The organism is Arsukibacterium sp., from assembly GCF_041616895.1.
In the GTDB taxonomy this organism is placed as follows: Bacteria; Pseudomonadota; Gammaproteobacteria; order Enterobacterales; family Alteromonadaceae; genus Alishewanella.
In genome coordinates, this window is sequence record NZ_JBFJPY010000002.1 from 1 (window position 1) to 17,540 (window position 17,540).

Below are 17,540 nucleotides of genomic sequence, written 5' to 3' on the forward strand. Positions count from 1 at the left end.
CGTTATGGGTGGACGCTCAACAGGCTCAGTTAAAGCGGTATCGGAACCTGTAGGTCTGCGTTTTTTTGGTGATTTGTCACTCGCCAACAATGGTGGTTTTGCGTCTGCAGAATTCAGACTTGCAAAAAAAATACCTTCAGTTCCCTATCGCAGTATTAAATTAAATGTTGCAGCAGATGGCAGACAGTATCAGTTACGGTTGAAAACCCCTTTTATTCCGCAGGGTGTGGCTTATGTTGCCGACTTTAAGAGCGCTATCGACCAGCTAAATTACTATTTTCAGCATAGCGATTTCAATGGTCGATATCGTGGCAGACTAGTGCCTAACATGCCAAAACTTAGGTTTGCTGATGTCAGTCACATCAGTGTGATGCTGGCAGACAAAAACAGCGGTGCTTTTAGCACTGTGTTGTACTCCATTAGTTTATCGACCGCTCCAGTACCATAGATGCTATATTTTGTCAGGGTTCGAGCGCTTTGATACCCACCTGGATAATATTTCCGTTTTCATCCAGTTCACGCACCGTCAACACAAGTTGATCTAACCTGACCTGATCGCCAATAACCACTCTACGGTGAAACCGCTCACTGATATAGGAAGACAGACTTTGTTTTTTGTTCTGATCGTCCATATTAATGGTATAAAACGCGTCTAAATCTGCCAGACTTACTTCGCCGTTCAATACAAAGTCGCCAAAGAAGTTGCTGTTAGTCAGGCCGGAAGTATCTGCTTCACTGGCGAGCACTTCACTAATTTTCTTTACATCTTTCAACCTGGCCAACACCATACGGTATCGCGACTGTTAAATACAGGTTCTTTAACAGGTAACTGCCACTCGCCATCACGGATTATCCCTAAAAACTGTACATCAACGCTGAATTTAAGGTCCTGCCAACATACACCACGGATCGGTGACTGGTCTTCAACCTTAAATGCTAACACTTCCATCACATCTTTACTGGGGATTGCATCTAACGGCATAGCTTGATCCGGTTCAAGTTCACCTGGCACCTCCAGTTTCAACCAACGTGCAACCGGTACCAGCGTCCAGCCTTGCAGTACCAATGAAACAATCACCACCACAAAAGCAACGTCAAAATAAAGATGCTCGTTTGGTACGCCGGCCAGCCATGGAAACAATGCAAGAATAATAGGTACGGCGCCTCGTAAACCAACCCAGCTGATAAAAATCTGATCTTTAATCGGGAAGCGAAACGGGATCAAACTGATTAATACCGCTAATGGCCGGGCAATAAAAATTAAAATACCGGCTAAAATTAGCGCATCAACTAAATGTTCTTTTAAATTGGTTGGCACCACCAGTAAACCCAGCATCAGAAACATGCTGATCTGGCTTATCCAGGCCAAGCCATCGTGCATTCTTAAGATATGAATAATTTGCGGCAACCTGGCATTTCCTACCAGATACCCCATCAAATAAACGGCTAAAAAACCGCTACCACCAAAACTATTGGTAATGGCGTAGATAAAAATGCTGCTGGCAACGGCAAGTAAAGGAAAAAACGCAAAACTTAATGGTAACCTTCGGCATAAAAATACAAAAACCCGCCCTGCTCCAAACCCCATGGCCCCGCCAACAACGGCTTGCTGTAAAAACGACAACAAGACTAACCAATCAAGTGTTGCATCTTGGGCTAACACACTAACTAAAGTGAGGGTTAGCATTACCGCCATCGGATCATTGCTGCCCGACTCTATTTCCAAGGTTGATGCAACCCGTTGTTTTATTCTGAGTCGCTGCGATTGAAATATTGAAAATACCGCCGCAGCGTCGGTTGAACTCAAGATCGCACCCAGCAGTAGTCCTTCAACAATTGAGAGATTAAGCAGGTACGCAGCAGATAAACCCACTACAACGCATGTTATTACCACCCCAAGGGTTGCCAACATGGAAGCAGGTGCCAGCGCCACCCTGAAACGCTCTGGATGCGTGCGCATGCCACCGTCGAACAGAATAATAACCAGCGCGATCGACCCTATCAGAAATGCAGTTTGCGGGTCATCAAACTGAATACCAACAATGCCATCTTCGCCGGCTAACATTCCAACAATAAGAAATATCAGTAGCATCGGCGCGCCGAGTCGCGCTGAGATTAAGGTCGCTATAATACTAACGAAGAATAATAACCCGCCAATTAAGATGGTGAGGTTTATCGTGTCCATAAAAACCTCCTTATTACTTTATCGCTTTACGCTTTGGCGTTGATCACTTCGTTAACAATAGCTTGTAGCGCTACTAATGGCGAGGTCGCCTGAGTAATAGGACGGCCAATAACAAGGTAATCGACCCCTGCCCGCACCGCTGCTGCCGGTGTCATAATTCGCTTCTGATCATCGGCATTACTGCTAGCAGGGCGAATGCCTGGTGTCACTAACTGAAAATCTTTGCCAAATTGCCGTTTTAATGCAACCGCTTCCTGTGCTGAACACACAACACCATCCAAACCACTGGCCGCGACTAACGTAGCCAGTTTTTGTACCTGCTGTGCCGGGGTCAGTGTGATGCCCATCTCAGTCAAATCACTTTGCTCCATGCTGGTCAGCACGGTTACTGCAATAAGTTTTGGCTTGTTAATACCATAACGTTGCAGCGAGTCCTTTGCAGCTTTCATCATTTTGCTGCCGCCACTGGCATGAACATTGACCATCCAGACTCCAAGATCCGCCGCTGCCTGCACAGCTTTAGCTACCGTATTAGGAATATCATGAAATTTGAGATCAAGAAAAACTTCAAAATGACGACGCTGTAGTTCTGTTACAAACGCCGGTCCAAAGTGGGTAAACATTTCTTTGCCAACTTTTAACCGGCACAGCGCTGGGTCAAGTTGCGCAACTAAATTAAGGGCTTCAGTCTGATTGGCATAATCAAGCGCGACCACAACAGGCGTGTTACAAGACATCGGTGTTCCTTTTACACTGGTAATAATTTAACGGCCGTCAATACCGGTAATTGGCTCCACTGTCTCCCATTGCTGGCAAGATGGACACAACCAGTATTGCTGACGGGTCTTAAAACCGCAATTGCGGCAACTGTATAGCACTTTGTTGGCAAGGTAGGCCTGAACCAGCTCCTCAACGGAAAGCAACGCTTCCGCCGCCGCAGTTGATTGATGCTGTCGAACCTGCAACAGTTTCTGAAACAACCGGATACTGGGTTGTTGTTGTAACTTGTCCAGTAAAAACTGTTCTGCTGCCTTAGCTGAGCCATGCTCTGCCAGCCAGTCAGCCAGTAAACCACTCGCCGTCACATTGTGCTGTTTATTTGCTAACTGACTAAGCAACTGATACCACTGATCACCTGAAAATTCGCACTGTTGTAACAGTGGCAGTATTTCAGCGCTCCACTGGGGCTTCTGTTTAATGATACTGAGTAATGGCTCCTTTGCCAGATCGCCCTGCTCTGCCTTTAAATAAAAGCTAGCCAGAGCAAAACGTGGCCGGATCGCAAGCGGATTAGTTTGAATAAGTTGTTGTAAACGCGCAACGTCTGGTTCGTTATGCATTGCCTCAACGGCCATATTAGCTAACGCGATTTTTAAAGAGCGCGATTCGCTGTTGTTTACTTCATTCTCAAATGTCCGGGTTTTGTGCCAATCATGACTGGCCGTAAAAATACTAAATAACTGCTTTAATGCCGGCTCCCGCCAGCGGTTGCTGCTTACCAGTGGGGTTGCCAAACTCTCAGCTCGATCATACAACCCGGCAGAAAAATAATCTTTTGCCAGTTCATACTGAATTTGCTGTGCCTGTGGTTTAGCTAACTTTAACTGATGAAGTTTTTCATGAATGCGAATGGCCTTGTCCCAATCGCCTTTGCGGCGAAACAGGTTTGCCAACGCTAAATAGGTTTCAATGGTAGCTGCTTCGATATCAAGCAATTCTAGCAACTGCTCAATAGCCTTATCTTCCTGATCTGTCAGCAAAAAATTAAGGCCGGAGGAAAGATTACGGGTAACGCTGGCGCGGTCTTTTAGTTCAGTATGTTTTACGCTATTTCTACCCATAAACCAGCCATAAGCGGCGGCAACAGGAAGTAACAAAAATAGCAATTCCAACATAAAAGTCAGGTTTTCTCTGGGGTGGTTTTAAGCCAGTTTTTGGTTCGACGGATCATTCTTAACCAGGCAGCAATTATCAGCCCAAGCATGACACCGGTAACTAAAAAAATAATTGCAATATCAACGACTCGTAATTGCAGTTTAACAATTAGAAAATGAATATCTGTTACTTGCTGGTTAATAGCACCAAATACAAACCCTATTACCAGAAAAGCAATAATCAGTATCAGATACAGTAATCTGCTCAAAAGACACTCCGTGTACTGCAATAGCCCTGATTAGGGATCAGGTATTATCTTTGACCCGATCGCGTAACTCTTTTCCTGGCTTAAAGTGCGGGACGTATTTACCGTCTAATTCTACTTTATCGCCGGTTTTAGGATTGCGACCAATGCGAGGAGCACGGTAATGCAGTGAAAAACTGCCAAAACCGCGAATTTCGATACGTTCATTCGCTGACAGTGACTGGGCCATCTGTTCCAGAATTTCTTTAACAGATGCTTCGACATCCTTGACTTGAATATGCGGGAAATCGGTTGCTAATTTTTCAATCAATTCAGACTTGGTCATAGACCCTCCTGCAAAACCCAATGGTAAAGCAAGGGGCAGATGCCCCCTGCTTCGCTAGCAATTAATCCTGCTTCTGAGCAGCTTTAAATGCTTCAGCCATAGCGTTACCACCGAAGTCAGCTTCTTGCTGCTTGGTATTAACGGTATCCATAGCTTCTTTTTCTTCAGCTTCGAATTTCGCTTTGATTGACAGGCTGATTACGCGGTTTTTGCGGTCAACACCCATTAAACGAGCTTCAACTTCTTCGCCTACTTTCAGTACTGTTGAGGCATCTTCAATACGCTCACGCGCGATATCAGAAACCCGGATGTAACCTTCAACTGCACCTTCTAACATTACAGCGGCGCCTTTAGCGTCAACGGCGGTTACTTCACCTTTAACGATAGCACCTTTTTTGTTGTCAGCAAGGTAACCATTAAACGGATCTTCATCCAGTTGTTTGATACCTAAAGAAATACGCTCACGCTCTGGGTCAACTTGTAACACAACGGCGTGTACTTCGTCACCTTTCTTGAATTCACGAACCGCTTCTTCACCAGTCGCGTTCCAGCTGATATCAGATAAGTGAACCAGGCCATCAATGCCGCCGTCTAAGCCGATAAAGATACCGAAGTCAGTGATTGACTTGATCTTACCGCTAACCTGGTCGTTCTTGTTGAAACCTTTAGCAAACTCTTCCCATGGGTTAGCTTTACACTGTTTCAGACCTAAAGAAATACGACGACGTTCTTCGTCAATTTCCAACACCATCACTTCAACAGTGTCACCTAAGTTAACCACTTTAGATGGGTGAATATTTTTGTTAGTCCAGTCCATTTCTGAAACGTGAACTAAGCCTTCAACGCCTTCTTCGATTTCCACGAAGCAGCCGTAGTCAGTTAAGTTGGTTACGCGGCCAGTGATGCGAGCACCTTCTGGGTAACGTGAGGCAATAGCGGCCCATGGATCTTCACCCATTTGCTTCAGACCTAAAGATACACGTTGCTTCTCGCGGTCAAATTTCAGTACTTTAACTGGAATTTCGTCGCCAACATTAACAATTTCGCTTGGGTGCTTAACACGCTTCCAAGCCATATCAGTGATATGCAGTAAGCCGTCTACGCCACCTAAATCAACGAATGCACCGTAGTCAGTCAGGTTCTTAACGATACCTTTAACTTCCATGCCTTCTTCTAAAGTTTCTAACAGCTGATCACGTTCCTGGCTGCTTTCTGACTCGATCACTGCACGACGTGAAACCACCACGTTGTTACGCTTCTGATCCAGCTTGATAACTTTGAATTCAAGTTCTTTGTTTTCCAGGTGCAAGGTGTCACGTACCGGACGGACATCTACTAATGAACCTGGCAGGAAGGCACGAATACCGTCGACTTCAACCGTAAAACCACCTTTAACTTTACCAGTGATAACACCAATAACAGTTTCTTTATCTTCGCAAGCTTTTTCCAGGCGAACCCAGGCCTCATGGCGCTTAGCTTTTTCACGAGATAACAAGGTCTCACCGAAACCATCTTCAATAGCGTCTAACGCTACGTCAATGATGTCACCAACGCTAACTTCGATTTCACCGCTCAGCGATTTGAACTGCTCAACAGGGATCGCAGCTTCTGATTTAAGACCGGCGTCAACCATAACAACGTCTTTCAGAACAGCAACAACGGTACCTTTAACTATGGCACCTGGGCGGGTTTCGATGGTCTTGAGGCTTTCCTCAAATAATTGTGCAAAATTTTCAGTCATAGTCACTTTTTCAGTTAAGTGCTCCACTTCGCCTCATGCGTTATGGGGTTGCTAAGTTTACCGGCAACAATCCTTGTTACTGGCTGTCCAAAATGCTGGCTTGGTGTTTTAGCTTACTTTTAGCAGCGAATTACTGTTAATGTAACTAATAACCTCTGCCAGCACTTGTTCAATGGCTTTATTTGTCGAATCCAGCATGTATGCATCGACAGCGGGTTTTAACGGCGCTGTTGCCCGGTTCATATCACGCTCATCACGCGCCTGGATCTCGTGCAAAAGGTCGTCGATGTTAACATCCAGACCCTTTTGTTTCAACTCTAAATATCTACGGTTGGCGCGTTCTGCAGGGTCAGCGGTTAAAAATATTTTAACTTCTGCCTGAGGGAACACAACAGTGCCCATATCACGACCGTCTGCGACCAGACCGGGCGCCTCAGCAAAGGCACGTTGCCTGCGCAACAGCGCTTCACGAACCCGCGGCAATGAAGCAATTTTTGATGCTTCGTTTGCTACTTCCTGAGTACGGATAGTGTGTGATACGTTTTCGCCTTCCAGAGTAACCTTGGTATTACCCTGTTCGTCTGCACTAAACTGCACATCCAGGTGCGCCGCTAGTGGTTGTAATGCTTCTTCGTCATCTGCAGAAATTTGATGATGCATTGCCGCCAGTGCCAGTACCCGATAGATAGCGCCACTGTCGAGTAATTGCCAACCTAACTTCTGAGCCAGTAAACGGCTTAGCGTGCCTTTACCTGAGCCTCCCGGGCCATCGATGGTAATTACTGGTGCATGTTGCGGCATCCTACCTCCTAAAGAGCATTAACTGCTATTTCAAATTTTAAAACCGCCATATTATACAGGTTTTTGCGACAAAAGCTGTGTTTAGTTGCGATAAAGATGCTTCGCGGGGCGCAGTAAAAACTGCTGCGCCTGTTTTACTCAAGGTTGTTTTAGCATTGCAGACGGTTAAATAAGTCAAAATAACCGGGAAATGTTTTTGCAGTGCAATCCGGGTCTTCAATGGTCACACAGGTTTTGCCTAGCGCCACTAACGAGAAGCACATCGCCATCCGGTGATCGTTATAAGTAGCAATACTGGCGTGCTTAAGCTTTAACGGCGGCGTAATTTTAAGGTAGTCATGACCTTCTTCTACTTCGGCACCCACTTTTCGAAGTTCAGTTGCCATAGCAGCCAGGCGATCGGTTTCTTTTACCCGCCAGTTATAGACATTGCGAATAACCGTTGGCCCGGTAGCAAATAATGCGGTGGTGGCAATGGTCATCGCGGCGTCCGGTATCGCGTTATAATCGCGGTCTATACCTTTAAGCTTATTACGCGTAACCATGATGTAGTCATCGCCCCACTCAACCTCAGCGCCCATGGCCTCCAGTGCATCGGCAAAATGAATATCGCCCTGCACCGCATGTTTACCAATGCCTGTGACCTTTATGCTACCACCTTTAATCGCTGCCGCCGCCAGAAAATAGGACGCCGATGACGCATCGCCTTCTACCAGCCAATGGCCTGGCGAGCGGTATTGCTGACTACCTTTGATGCTAAAACGCTTGTAGTCATGGTTTTGCACCTCAACGCCAAAACGCTGCATCAGCGCCAATGTAATATCAATATAAGGCTTGGATACCAGCTCGCCGGTAATGTCTATTTCGCTGTCCCCATTTAGCAGCGGCGCTACCATGAGCACAGCCGTTAAAAATTGACTGGAAATACTGCCATTAATTTGCATGTTGCCGCCCTGCAATGCTTTCCCCTTAATGTGTAACGGCGGAAAATCTTTGCTGCCAATATAACCAATATCCGCCTGCCACTGACGCAGCGCGTCAACCAGATGGCCAATCGGTCGCTCATACATGCGGGGCTCGCCGGTTAAAGTAACATCGACATTAGATGCCGCCAGTGTGGCAGTGAGCGGCCGCATAGCGGTACCGGCGTTACCGAGAAATAAGGTCAACGCCTGCGGATGATTAAACAGGCCGCCAACCCCCTCCACCTTACACTTAGTGCGACAAGCAGATAATGTATAGCGAATACCCAGTGCCGTTAACGCATTGAGCATATATTTAATATCGTCGCTATCAAGCAGGTTCGTAATTTCGGTGGTACCTTTTGCCAGCGCTGCCAACAACAACACGCGGTTAGAAATACTTTTGGAACCGGGTAAATGCACTTCACCGGCCATTTTGGCAATAGGCTCAATGGTTAATGTCTTCATCCGTTTACCCGTTCAAATTCTTGCATAAAGCTGACTAATGTCTGGACACCTTCCAGTGGCATGGCATTGTAAATACTGGCCCGCATGCCACCAACCATCCTGTGCCCCTTCAATGCCAGCAAGCCGTGGACCTGAGCCTGTTCAACAAACATGTCGTTTAAGCGCTCGTCAGCCAGGAAGAAAGGCACATTCATCCATGAACGATAGGTTGGTGCAACGTCATTGCTGTAAAAATCACTTTTATCAATATAATCATAAAGTAAGTTTGCTTTTATTTGGTTACGCGTTGCCATCTCGGTAACGCCGCCCTGCTGTTTTAGCCATTTAAATACCAGGCCGGCTAAATACCAGGCGAAAGTGGGCGGAGTATTAAACATGCTGTCATTTTCAGCCGCCAGACGATAATCCAGTACCGCAGGAATAGCCGCAGCTGATGACGGCAGTAAGTCGTCCCGGACAATCGCCAGGGTTAATCCTGAGGGGCCTATATTTTTCTGTGCACCAGCGTAAATAACACCATAGCGGCTGACATCTATGGGTCTTGATAAAATAGTGGAGGACAAATCTGCAACAATCGGTACTTCCGTTTCAGGTAATCCGGTAAATTCAATACCATCGACTGTTTCATTCGGACAACAGTGTATAAAGGCGGCGCTGCGGTTAAGTTGCCACTGCGCTGGGTCGATAAGCGTGCGCAGGTTATCATCGGTTTTAGTCCGGATATCCTGCACATTCAGCTTACCGTATTTATGCCCTTCTTCCACCGCTGCTTTAGACCAGGCACCAGATATAATATAATCCGCAGTGCTGTTACCAGCATTTTTTTCGGTATTGAAAAGATTAAGCGGTACCGCAGAGAACTGACCGCGTCCACCGCCATGCATAAACAGCACTTTATAATTGGCTGGAATAGCCAGCAGATCACGTAAATCTTGCTCAGCCTCAGCTGCCATCTTAATAAACGCTTTACTGCGATGGCTTACCTCCATTACCGAGCAACCCTGCTGTTGCCAGTTAATAAATTCCTGCTGTGCCTGCTGCATTACAGCCGTGGGTAACATGGCCGGACCGGCACAAAAATTAAAGGTAGTCATGTGTTACTGCTCTCTATTCTATTCTCAACAAAGATTTTAAATCAGCTAAAAAAAACGAGCGCTACTGCGCCCGTTTTCGGATGAATTATGACTGCTCAGGATCGTTATCTTGTGCTAACTGACTGTCTTGTAGATCAGGGCCAGCCACATCAGCACTGTTTGCCGTATCTGCAGAGTCTGCATTTTCAGCCGCAGCTATGATTGACCCGGAACCATCTTCACTATCATTAGGTAAGTCTTGCTCCTGAATTTCGTCGACTTTCGCGACCCCAACCACTTTCTCCTGCTCCTGAGTGCGGATTAGAATAACGCCCTGGGTATTACGGCCCACTTCAGATACTTCTTTAACCCGGGTTCGTACCAGGGTGCCACGGTTTGAAATCATCATAATTTCATCCGTTTCGCTAACCTGTACCGCGCCGACTACCAGACCATTACGTTCTGACACTTTTATTGACACTACGCCCTGGGTGGCACGACTCTTCGCCGGATACTCGGTGAGTGATGTCCGTTTGCCATAACCATTTTCAGTCACCGTTAATACGGCGCCATCCCCTTTTGGAATGATTAATGACACGACTGAGCCACCTTCGCGCAGACGAATACCACGTACCCCGGTAGCCGTGCGGCCCATGCCCCGAACTTGATCTTCGGTAAAGCGCACCACTTTGCCATCATCTGAGAACAGCATAATTTCATTGCTGCCATCGGTAATGTCGACACCAATCAGGTGATCGCCTTCGTTCAGATTTACCGCAATAATACCGTTAGAGCGTGGCCGTGAATAATCGGTAAGCGCGGTTTTCTTAACGGTACCGTTAGCCGTTGCCATAAACACGTACTTACCTTCTTCATACTCACGTACCGGCAGAATCGCGTTAATCCGCTCGCCCTGCTCAAGCGGCAGCAAATTAACAATCGGCTTACCGCGGGCGGTCCGACTGGCCAGTGGTAACTGATATACCTTCATCCAGTACAAGCGACCCCGGTTAGAGAAGCACAGGATGGTGTCATGGGTGCTGGCTACAAGCAGTTTATCGACAAAATCTTCGTCTTTAACTGTGGTAGCCGCTTTACCCTTACCACCGCGACGCTGTGCTTCATAATCTGACAGTGGCTGATATTTGGCATACCCCAGATGCGACAGGGTGACGACCACATCTTCTTCAGTGATTAAGTCTTCCATATTAATATCCAGCATATTGTCCTGAATATCCGTACGTCGCGCATCACCGTATTGGGCTTTGGCCGCCTCTAACTCTTCGCAAATCACTTCCATTAATCGCTCTGGGCTGGCCAGAATGTGCAATAACTCCGCTATTACTTCTAATAATTGCTTATATTCGTCCAGAATTTTCTCATGCTCTAAGCCGGTCAGCTTATGCAAACGTAAATCCAGGATAGCTTGTGCTTGCTGTTCAGTTAAAAAATAGAAATTGTCACGAATACCGAAATGCTCTTCCAACCATTCAGGGCGGGCCGCATCTTTACCAGCGCGTTCAAGCATGGCGCTGACATCACCCAATTGCCAGCCGCGTTCTACTAAGCCTGCTTTTGCTTCCGCCGGGCTGGCTGAGGTTTTAATCAGCTCAATAATTTCATCGATATTTGCCAGGGCAATCGCTAAGCCTTCCAAAATGTGGGCGCGGTCACGTGCTTTGCGTAAGTCGTAAACCGTACGACGGGTTACCACTTCACGGCGGTGCAGTACAAAGCATTCCAACATTTGCTTCAGGCTAAGCAGTTTAGGCTGGCCATCATCCAGTGCCACCATGTTAATGCCAAACACTGTTTGCATCTGGGTATTTGAATATAACTGATTGAGCATGACGTCAGATGATTCGCCGCGTTTCAGTTCGATAACAATGCGCATACCGTCTTTGTCAGACTCATCGCGTAAGGCTGAAATGCCTTCAATCCGTTTTTCTTTAACCAGCTCGGCAATTTTTTCAATTAAACGTGCTTTATTTACCTGATAAGGCAATTCGTTAACGATAATGGTCTCACGACCCGTTTTCTCGTCTGTTTCAATACAGGTTTTACTGCGGATATAGACCTTGCCACGGCCGGTACGATAGGCTTCTTCTATCCCTTTACGGCCATTAATGATGGCAGCTGTTGGGAAATCAGGACCCGGAATAAATTGCATAAGTTCATGCAATTCAATATCCGGGTTGGCAATTAATGCCAGACAACCGTCAATCACTTCATTCAGGTTGTGTGGCGGAATATTGGTTGCCATACCAACGGCAATCCCTGAGGAGCCGTTGATTAATAAATTTGGGATCTTAGTTGGCAATACCGCCGGAATTTGTTCCGTGCCGTCATAGTTGGGCACGAAATCGACGGTCTCTTTATCTAAATCTGCCAGTAGTTCATGCGCTATTCTGGCCATTCTGACTTCGGTGTAACGCATTGCAGCGGCCGAGTCACCGTCAATCGAACCAAAGTTACCCTGACCATCCACCAGCATATAACGCAATGAAAACGGCTGGGCCATCCGGACTATAGTGTCGTATACAGCACTATCACCGTGCGGGTGATATTTACCGATTACATCGCCCACTACCCGGGCAGATTTTTTATAGGCTTTATTCCAGTCGTTGCCTAATTCCTTCATGGCAAACAGCACGCGACGGTGAACCGGTTTTAAACCGTCCCTAACGTCAGGTAAAGCCCGGCCAACAATTACGCTCATGGCGTAATCGAGGTAGGAGTTTTTTAATTCCTCTTCGATATTAATCGGAACTATTTCTTTGGCCAGATCTGTCATATAACGCTAATTTCCCTTAAATCAGATAGATAACTCGCTTTTTTCGATGTTATAAAGCGCGAGACAACGCAGGATTCTACCACATAAAATGGCAGTTGCCATGCCTGTTATGCTTGCCAAAACCTGTCAGCTATTTGCTGAAACAGATCAAGGCTTTATAATGGCAAAAATTTTTAAGGCCCGAACCATGACACAAAATACAAATGTTGATCCAGCTGAAATTGCAAAATTTAATGATATTGCCGCACGCTGGTGGGATCAGGAGGGGGAATTTAAACCGCTACACCTGTTAAACCCTACCCGGCTTGGCTACATCAGTGATATGGCCGGAGGTGTTTTTGGTAAATCTATCGTCGATGTGGGATGTGGCGGCGGTATTCTGGCAGAAAGTCTGGCTCGCAGCGGGGCAATGGTTACCGGTATTGACATGGCCGACGATGCCTTGGCTGTTGCCAGGCTGCATGCCCTTGATGCAGAAGTTGATGTCAGCTACCAGCAAAGCACGGCAGAACAGTTTGCCGCCAGCCAGCCAGCTGCATTTGATATTGTAACTTGCATGGAAATGCTGGAACATGTGCCAGCACCCGCCTCAGTGGTGCAGGCCTGCGCTGACTTAGCCAAGCCAGGTGGTTTATTATTTTTCTCTACTATTAACAAAACAGTAAAAGCTTTTGCGATGGCCATTGTCGGCGCAGAGTATTTATTGCGCCTGGTGCCCAAGGGAACCCACGAATTTAATAAATTTATCCGGCCATCACAGTTGATGCGGGATATTGAGCATGCAGGCCTGGAACTGGTCGATGCTACCGGCTTACATTTTAACCCGCTAAATAATAGCTTTAAAACCGGACCGGGCCTGGATGTAAACTATTTTGTGGTAGCCAGAAAGCCCGGTAATAATGAATAACTCAGCTAACCTTTGTTGATCAGACGTCAGTGCGTGCACTGATGTCTTTCAAATAGCCAGTTAAACTTAAAAGCAGCTGCTTAGAACAAATAATTTTATAGGCAAGAAAAAGCTTGCTTCATTTTTCCATTTTCCCCGACAGGCGTTAACAGGTTAGTAGCTACTAACCGAGAATAATACCGGCTTTTTTTTCAACAAACGCTACCCTTGCAAAAGCCCCTAATCCACACTATCTTGTGATCAGTTTTTAATTTACACCTATATGTTGTGCAAAATGGCAGCATCAGGGTACATGTAATGGGCCGTGCGCAAACGGGCTGTCAGTTAATAATTATTATTGAAACGGAACTCTTCAGCGATGACGCAAAAACTCTATGTCACTAAACGTGACGGACGCCGTGAACCCCTCGACTTAGATAAAATTCACCGGGTTATAACCTGGGCGGCCGAAGGCCTGCACAATGTGTCGGTATCGCAGGTTGAATTAAAGTCTCATATTCAGTTTTATGATGGTATTAAATCTGCAGATATTCACGAAACGATTATTAAAGCGGCCGCAGATCTGATCTCAAAAGAGAGCCCGGATTATCAATACCTTGCTGCCCGGCTTGCTGTTTTTCATCTGCGCAAAAAAGCCTACGGTCAGTTTGAGCCACCACATCTTTACGATCAGCTGGTTAAGATGGTCGAAGCGAAGCGTTACGATCAGCATATTCTGGCCGATTACAGCCGGGAAGAGCTGGATACCATTAACAGTTATATCGACCACAGCCGTGATTTAAACTTCAGCTATGCGGCCGTGAAACAACTTGAAGGTAAATATCTGGTTCAAAACCGGGTCAGCGGTGAAATTTACGAAAGTGCCCAATTTTTATATATCCTGGTAGCAGCTTGTTTGTTCGCGAACTATCCGAAAAGCACTCGCTTAGACTTTGTCCGCCGGTTCTACGATGCTACGTCATTATTTAAATTGTCGCTGCCGACCCCTATTATGTCAGGAGTACGAACGCCGACCCGCCAGTTCAGTTCCTGTGTGTTGATTGAGTGCGGCGACAGCCTGGATTCTATTAATGCAACTTCCAGCGCCATCGTAAAGTATGTTTCGCAACGTGCTGGTATTGGAATAAATGCTGGCCGTATCCGTGCCGTTGGCAGCCCGATCCGCAACGGCGAGGCCTTTCATACCGGCTGTATTCCGTTTTACAAGCACTTTCAAACTGCAGTAAAAAGTTGCTCGCAAGGCGGCGTTCGTGGTGGTGCAGCAACCTTGTTTTTCCCACTATGGCATTTAGAGGTTGAATCGCTACTGGTACTGAAAAACAACCGCGGCGTGGAAGAAAACCGGGTTCGTCACCTCGATTACGGCGTGCAGTTTAACCGGTTAATGTATACCCGTTTAATCAAAGATGACTACATCACCTTATTCAGCCCCTCAGATGTACCTGGCTTGTACGACGCGTTTTTCCAGGATCAGGAACAATTTGATAAGTTATATGTCCAGTATGAAGCAGATAGCAGCATTCGTAAAAAACGGATCAAGGCGTTAGAGTTGTTTACGTTGTTTATGCAAGAGCGTGCCAGCACGGGTCGTATTTATCTGCAAAACGTTGATCATTGTAATACCCACAGCCCATTTAATCCGAAACTGGCGCCTGTGCGCCAGAGCAACTTGTGTCTGGAAATTGCATTACCAACCAAACCTCTGGAACATGTTAATGATCCAAATGGCGAAATTGCTTTGTGTACCTTATCAGCCTTTAACCTGGGCACCATAACCGAACTTACTGAGCTGGAAGAATTAGCTGAGTTAGCGGTACGATCTCTCGATAGTTTATTGGACTATCAGGACTATCCTATTCCAGCGGCTTATCATGCATCGATTAGTCGTCGTACCCTGGGGGTAGGGGTTATTAACTATGCTTACTACCTGGCTAAAAATGGCGTCAAATATTCTGATGGTTCAGCCAACGGCTTAACGCACCGTACTTTTGAGGCTATTCAGTACTACTTGTTAAAAGCATCAAATAAGCTGGCACAGGAGCAAGGCCCCTGCCCTAAATTTAATGAAACAACCTACGCTGAAGGTATTTTACCTATCGACAGCTACAAGAAAGACCTTGATAAAGTCTGTGCAGAACCGTTGCAGCTTAACTGGGAACAGCTGCGTAAAGATATTCTGCAATTTGGTTTGCGTAACTCTACCTTGTCGGCCCTAATGCCATCAGAAACGTCCTCGCAAATTTCTAATGCCACCAACGGCATTGAGCCACCGCGCGGTCATATCAGCATTAAGGCCAGCAAAGACGGTATCTTAAAACAGGTAGTACCCGAGTATGATCGGCTGAAAAATCAGTATGAATTGTTGTGGGATATTCCCTCAAATGATGGCTATCTGAGTCTGGTCGCTATTATGCAAAAGTTTGTCGACCAAACCATTTCTGCCAACACGAATTATGATCCGAATAAATATGATGGTGGCCGGGTTCCGATGAAGTTATTACTAAAGGATCTGCTGACTGCATACAAACTTGGGGTAAAAACCATGTATTACCATAACACCCGAGATGGTGCAGCAGATATGCAGGAAGATATTAAACCTGAGCTTGAAGACGACGGTTGTGCAGGCGGCGCCTGTAAAATTTAACACGGATAAGTCATCGCTCTGTTAACTCGGAGCGTAATAACAACAGGTTGTGTTTAGTTAGGATATTTACAGCAATGGCGTATACCACTTTTAATCGCGAAATTAATGATCAACTAAAAGAGCCAATGTTTTTTGGCCATGCGGTCAACGTGTCGCGGTACGATCAGCAAAAGTACCCTATTTTTGAGAGACTGATTGAAAAACAACTCAGCTTTTTCTGGCGGCCCGAAGAAATTGACGTCAGTAAAGACAGAATTGATTTTCAGAATCTGCCAGATCACGAAAAGCATATATTTCTGAGTAATCTTAAATATCAGACCCTGTTAGATTCTGTTCAGGGACGCTCACCAAACGTGGCGTTTTTACCAATTGTTTCTATTCCGGAGCTGGAAACCTGGATTGAAACCTGGGCCTTTAGTGAAACAATTCATAGCCGCAGCTACACCCATATTGTCCGAAACATTACGTCTGAGCCGCATAAAGTATTTGACGACATTATGCTGAATGAAAAAATTCTGGAACGTGCTGATGATGTCACCCGCTATTATGATGCGTTGATTGATGGCATTAACCTATATCAACGCTGCGGTGAAGGCGAGCATCAGATCAATGGCCAGACTGCAAGTATTACCTTACGGGAGCTTAAAAAACGACTGTATCTGTGTATGTTATCGGTTAACGTACTCGAAGCCATCCGCTTTTATGTTAGTTTTGCCTGCAGTTTTGCCTTTGCTGAGCGTGAGCTGATGGAAGGGAACGCTAAGATCATTAAACTGATTGCCCGGGATGAAGCCCTGCACCTGACGGGTACCCAGCATATTCTTAATATTATGGCTGCCGGTGAAGATGATCCACAAATGGCGGATATTGCAAAAGAATGTGAAGAACAGGCCTACGCCATATTCTTAAAAGCAGCCGAACAGGAAAAAGACTGGGCCCAATATTTGTTTAAAGACGGATCGATGATTGGGCTTAATAAAGATATTTTGTGTCAATACGTCGAATACATCACCAACAGCCGGATGCAAGCAATAGGTTTAAAAGCTCGCTTTAGTACCACTCAGAACCCCATTCCCTGGATAAACTCCTGGCTGGTGTCAGACAATGTGCAGGTGGCGCCACAGGAATCTGAAATCAGTTCTTATCTGGTAGGCCAGATAGATAATGAAGTTGACGGTGCTGAGTTCGGCGACTTCGATCTCTGATCTGTAATGCCTGATATTACGGTTACCGGCCAAGCTGCTATCCATTTTGATGGCAGCCAACCTACTATTTTACATAGTCTTGAGCAACAGAAACAGGATATCAGCTATCAGTGCCGCGAGGGTTACTGTGGTGCATGTCGCTGTAAATTGCTCAGTGGTAGCATTCATTATTTACATGAGCCGCTGGCATTTGTCAGAAATGGTGAATTTTTACCCTGTTGTAGTATTCCGGCTACAGATATTAAAATTGAAATCCCCTGAACCTCTGGTATTTTATCGCGTTATATCGCACACT

Annotated in this window: 16 protein-coding genes; 5 read left to right on the plus strand and 11 right to left on the minus strand. The window is 46.0% G+C overall.

Annotation, left to right across the window (positions count from 1 at the left end; translation table 11 throughout):
• Nucleotides 1-448 (plus strand): CIA30 family protein (locus tag ABY802_RS00560; RefSeq protein WP_372624974.1); only part of this gene is annotated, 448 nt, incomplete at its 5' end.
• A gap of 13 nt (nucleotides 449-461) precedes the next feature.
• On the opposite strand, the gene ABY802_RS00565 is transcribed toward ABY802_RS00560, so the two are convergent.
• The 11 genes from ABY802_RS00565 to gyrA all read right to left on the minus strand — a co-directional run bounded on the left by ABY802_RS00565 (nucleotide 462) and on the right by gyrA (nucleotide 12,489).
• On the minus strand, nucleotides 462-773 hold the full coding sequence (locus ABY802_RS00565) for a transporter associated domain-containing protein (protein WP_372624976.1): 312 nt from the start codon (nucleotides 771-773) through the stop codon (nucleotides 462-464).
• A complete protein-coding gene (locus tag ABY802_RS00570) occupies nucleotides 770-2,185 on the minus strand; it encodes a potassium/proton antiporter (RefSeq protein ID WP_372624978.1) in 1,416 nt (471 codons plus the stop codon). Before ABY802_RS00570 ends, ABY802_RS00565 begins: the two co-directional genes overlap by 4 nt.
• Before the next feature lie 26 nt (nucleotides 2,186-2,211).
• A complete protein-coding gene (gene pyrF / locus ABY802_RS00575; protein WP_372624980.1) occupies nucleotides 2,212-2,922 on the minus strand; it encodes an orotidine-5'-phosphate decarboxylase in 711 nt (236 codons plus the stop codon).
• Nucleotides 2,923-2,949: 27 nt separating this feature from the next.
• Nucleotides 2,950-4,026, minus strand: a complete 1,077-nt coding sequence (locus tag ABY802_RS00580; RefSeq protein WP_372624982.1) for an N-acetylglucosaminyl transferase — start codon at nucleotides 4,024-4,026, stop codon at nucleotides 2,950-2,952.
• A gap of 59 nt (nucleotides 4,027-4,085) precedes the next feature.
• Nucleotides 4,086-4,328, minus strand: coding sequence for a DUF1049 domain-containing protein (locus tag ABY802_RS00585; protein WP_372624984.1), 243 nt, complete (start codon nucleotides 4,326-4,328; stop codon nucleotides 4,086-4,088).
• A gap of 37 nt (nucleotides 4,329-4,365) precedes the next feature.
• Nucleotides 4,366-4,650: an integration host factor subunit beta gene (gene ihfB, locus ABY802_RS00590; protein ID WP_372624986.1), complete on the minus strand. Its 285-nt coding sequence runs from the start codon at nucleotides 4,648-4,650 to the stop codon at nucleotides 4,366-4,368.
• A gap of 61 nt (nucleotides 4,651-4,711) precedes the next feature.
• Nucleotides 4,712-6,391: a 30S ribosomal protein S1 gene (rpsA, locus tag ABY802_RS00595; RefSeq protein WP_372625145.1), complete on the minus strand. Its 1,680-nt coding sequence runs from the start codon at nucleotides 6,389-6,391 to the stop codon at nucleotides 4,712-4,714.
• 108 nt (nucleotides 6,392-6,499) lie between these two features.
• Nucleotides 6,500-7,192 (minus strand): (d)CMP kinase, encoded by a 693-nt coding sequence (cmk, locus tag ABY802_RS00600; protein WP_372624988.1) that lies wholly within the window; start codon nucleotides 7,190-7,192, stop codon nucleotides 6,500-6,502.
• Between the two features lie 149 nt (nucleotides 7,193-7,341).
• Complete coding sequence (gene aroA, locus ABY802_RS00605) at nucleotides 7,342-8,622, minus strand: 3-phosphoshikimate 1-carboxyvinyltransferase (RefSeq protein ID WP_372624990.1); 1,281 nt, start codon at nucleotides 8,620-8,622, stop codon at nucleotides 7,342-7,344.
• Entirely contained in the window at nucleotides 8,619-9,716 is a 1,098-nt protein-coding gene (gene serC / locus ABY802_RS00610) for a 3-phosphoserine/phosphohydroxythreonine transaminase (protein WP_372624992.1), read from the minus strand. Before serC ends, aroA begins: the two co-directional genes overlap by 4 nt.
• Nucleotides 9,717-9,801: 85 nt before the next feature.
• Nucleotides 9,802-12,489 (minus strand): DNA topoisomerase (ATP-hydrolyzing) subunit A, encoded by a 2,688-nt coding sequence (gyrA, locus tag ABY802_RS00615; RefSeq protein ID WP_372624994.1) that lies wholly within the window; start codon nucleotides 12,487-12,489, stop codon nucleotides 9,802-9,804.
• A 187-nt stretch (nucleotides 12,490-12,676) separates the two neighbouring features.
• Here gyrA and ubiG point away from each other — a divergent pair, with 187 nt between their 5' ends.
• The 4 genes from ubiG (at nucleotide 12,677) to yfaE (ending at nucleotide 17,506) form a co-directional block, all read left to right on the plus strand.
• Complete coding sequence (ubiG, locus tag ABY802_RS00620) at nucleotides 12,677-13,396, plus strand: bifunctional 2-polyprenyl-6-hydroxyphenol methylase/3-demethylubiquinol 3-O-methyltransferase UbiG (RefSeq protein WP_372624996.1); 720 nt, start codon at nucleotides 12,677-12,679, stop codon at nucleotides 13,394-13,396.
• Between the two features lie 358 nt (nucleotides 13,397-13,754).
• Complete coding sequence (gene nrdA, locus ABY802_RS00625) at nucleotides 13,755-16,040, plus strand: class 1a ribonucleoside-diphosphate reductase subunit alpha (RefSeq protein ID WP_372624998.1); 2,286 nt, start codon at nucleotides 13,755-13,757, stop codon at nucleotides 16,038-16,040.
• Nucleotides 16,041-16,114: 74 nt separating this feature from the next.
• Nucleotides 16,115-17,245 (plus strand): class Ia ribonucleoside-diphosphate reductase subunit beta, encoded by a 1,131-nt coding sequence (gene nrdB / locus ABY802_RS00630; RefSeq protein ID WP_372625000.1) that lies wholly within the window; start codon nucleotides 16,115-16,117, stop codon nucleotides 17,243-17,245.
• A 6-nt stretch (nucleotides 17,246-17,251) separates the two neighbouring features.
• The gene (yfaE, locus tag ABY802_RS00635; RefSeq protein ID WP_372625002.1) at nucleotides 17,252-17,506 is read left to right on the plus strand and encodes a class I ribonucleotide reductase maintenance protein YfaE; all 255 of its coding nucleotides are present in this window, start codon (nucleotides 17,252-17,254) and stop codon (nucleotides 17,504-17,506) included.
• Nucleotides 17,507-17,540: the final 34 nt, after the last annotated feature.

Bases quoted from the DNA above. Each gene is read 5' to 3' on its own strand.
- ABY802_RS00570 (WP_372624978.1), bottom strand. From the start codon at position 2,185: ATGGACACGATAAACCTCACCATCTTAATTGGCGGGTTATTATTCTTC.
- pyrF (WP_372624980.1), bottom strand. From the start codon at position 2,922: ATGTCTTGTAACACGCCTGTTGTGGTCGCGCTTGATTATGCCAATCAG.
- ABY802_RS00580 (WP_372624982.1), bottom strand. From the start codon at position 4,026: ATGGGTAGAAATAGCGTAAAACATACTGAACTAAAAGACCGCGCCAGC.
- ihfB (WP_372624986.1), bottom strand. From the start codon at position 4,650: ATGACCAAGTCTGAATTGATTGAAAAATTAGCAACCGATTTCCCGCAT.
- rpsA (WP_372625145.1), bottom strand. From the start codon at position 6,391: ATGACTGAAAATTTTGCACAATTATTTGAGGAAAGCCTCAAGACCATC.
- cmk (WP_372624988.1), bottom strand. From the start codon at position 7,192: ATGCCGCAACATGCACCAGTAATTACCATCGATGGCCCGGGAGGCTCA.
- aroA (WP_372624990.1), bottom strand. From the start codon at position 8,622: ATGAAGACATTAACCATTGAGCCTATTGCCAAAATGGCCGGTGAAGTG.
- serC (WP_372624992.1), bottom strand. From the start codon at position 9,716: ATGACTACCTTTAATTTTTGTGCCGGTCCGGCCATGTTACCCACGGCT.
- gyrA (WP_372624994.1), bottom strand. From the start codon at position 12,489: ATGACAGATCTGGCCAAAGAAATAGTTCCGATTAATATCGAAGAGGAA.
- ubiG (WP_372624996.1), top strand. From the start codon at position 12,677: ATGACACAAAATACAAATGTTGATCCAGCTGAAATTGCAAAATTTAAT.
- nrdA (WP_372624998.1), top strand. From the start codon at position 13,755: ATGACGCAAAAACTCTATGTCACTAAACGTGACGGACGCCGTGAACCC.
- nrdB (WP_372625000.1), top strand. From the start codon at position 16,115: ATGGCGTATACCACTTTTAATCGCGAAATTAATGATCAACTAAAAGAG.
- yfaE (WP_372625002.1), top strand. From the start codon at position 17,252: ATGCCTGATATTACGGTTACCGGCCAAGCTGCTATCCATTTTGATGGC.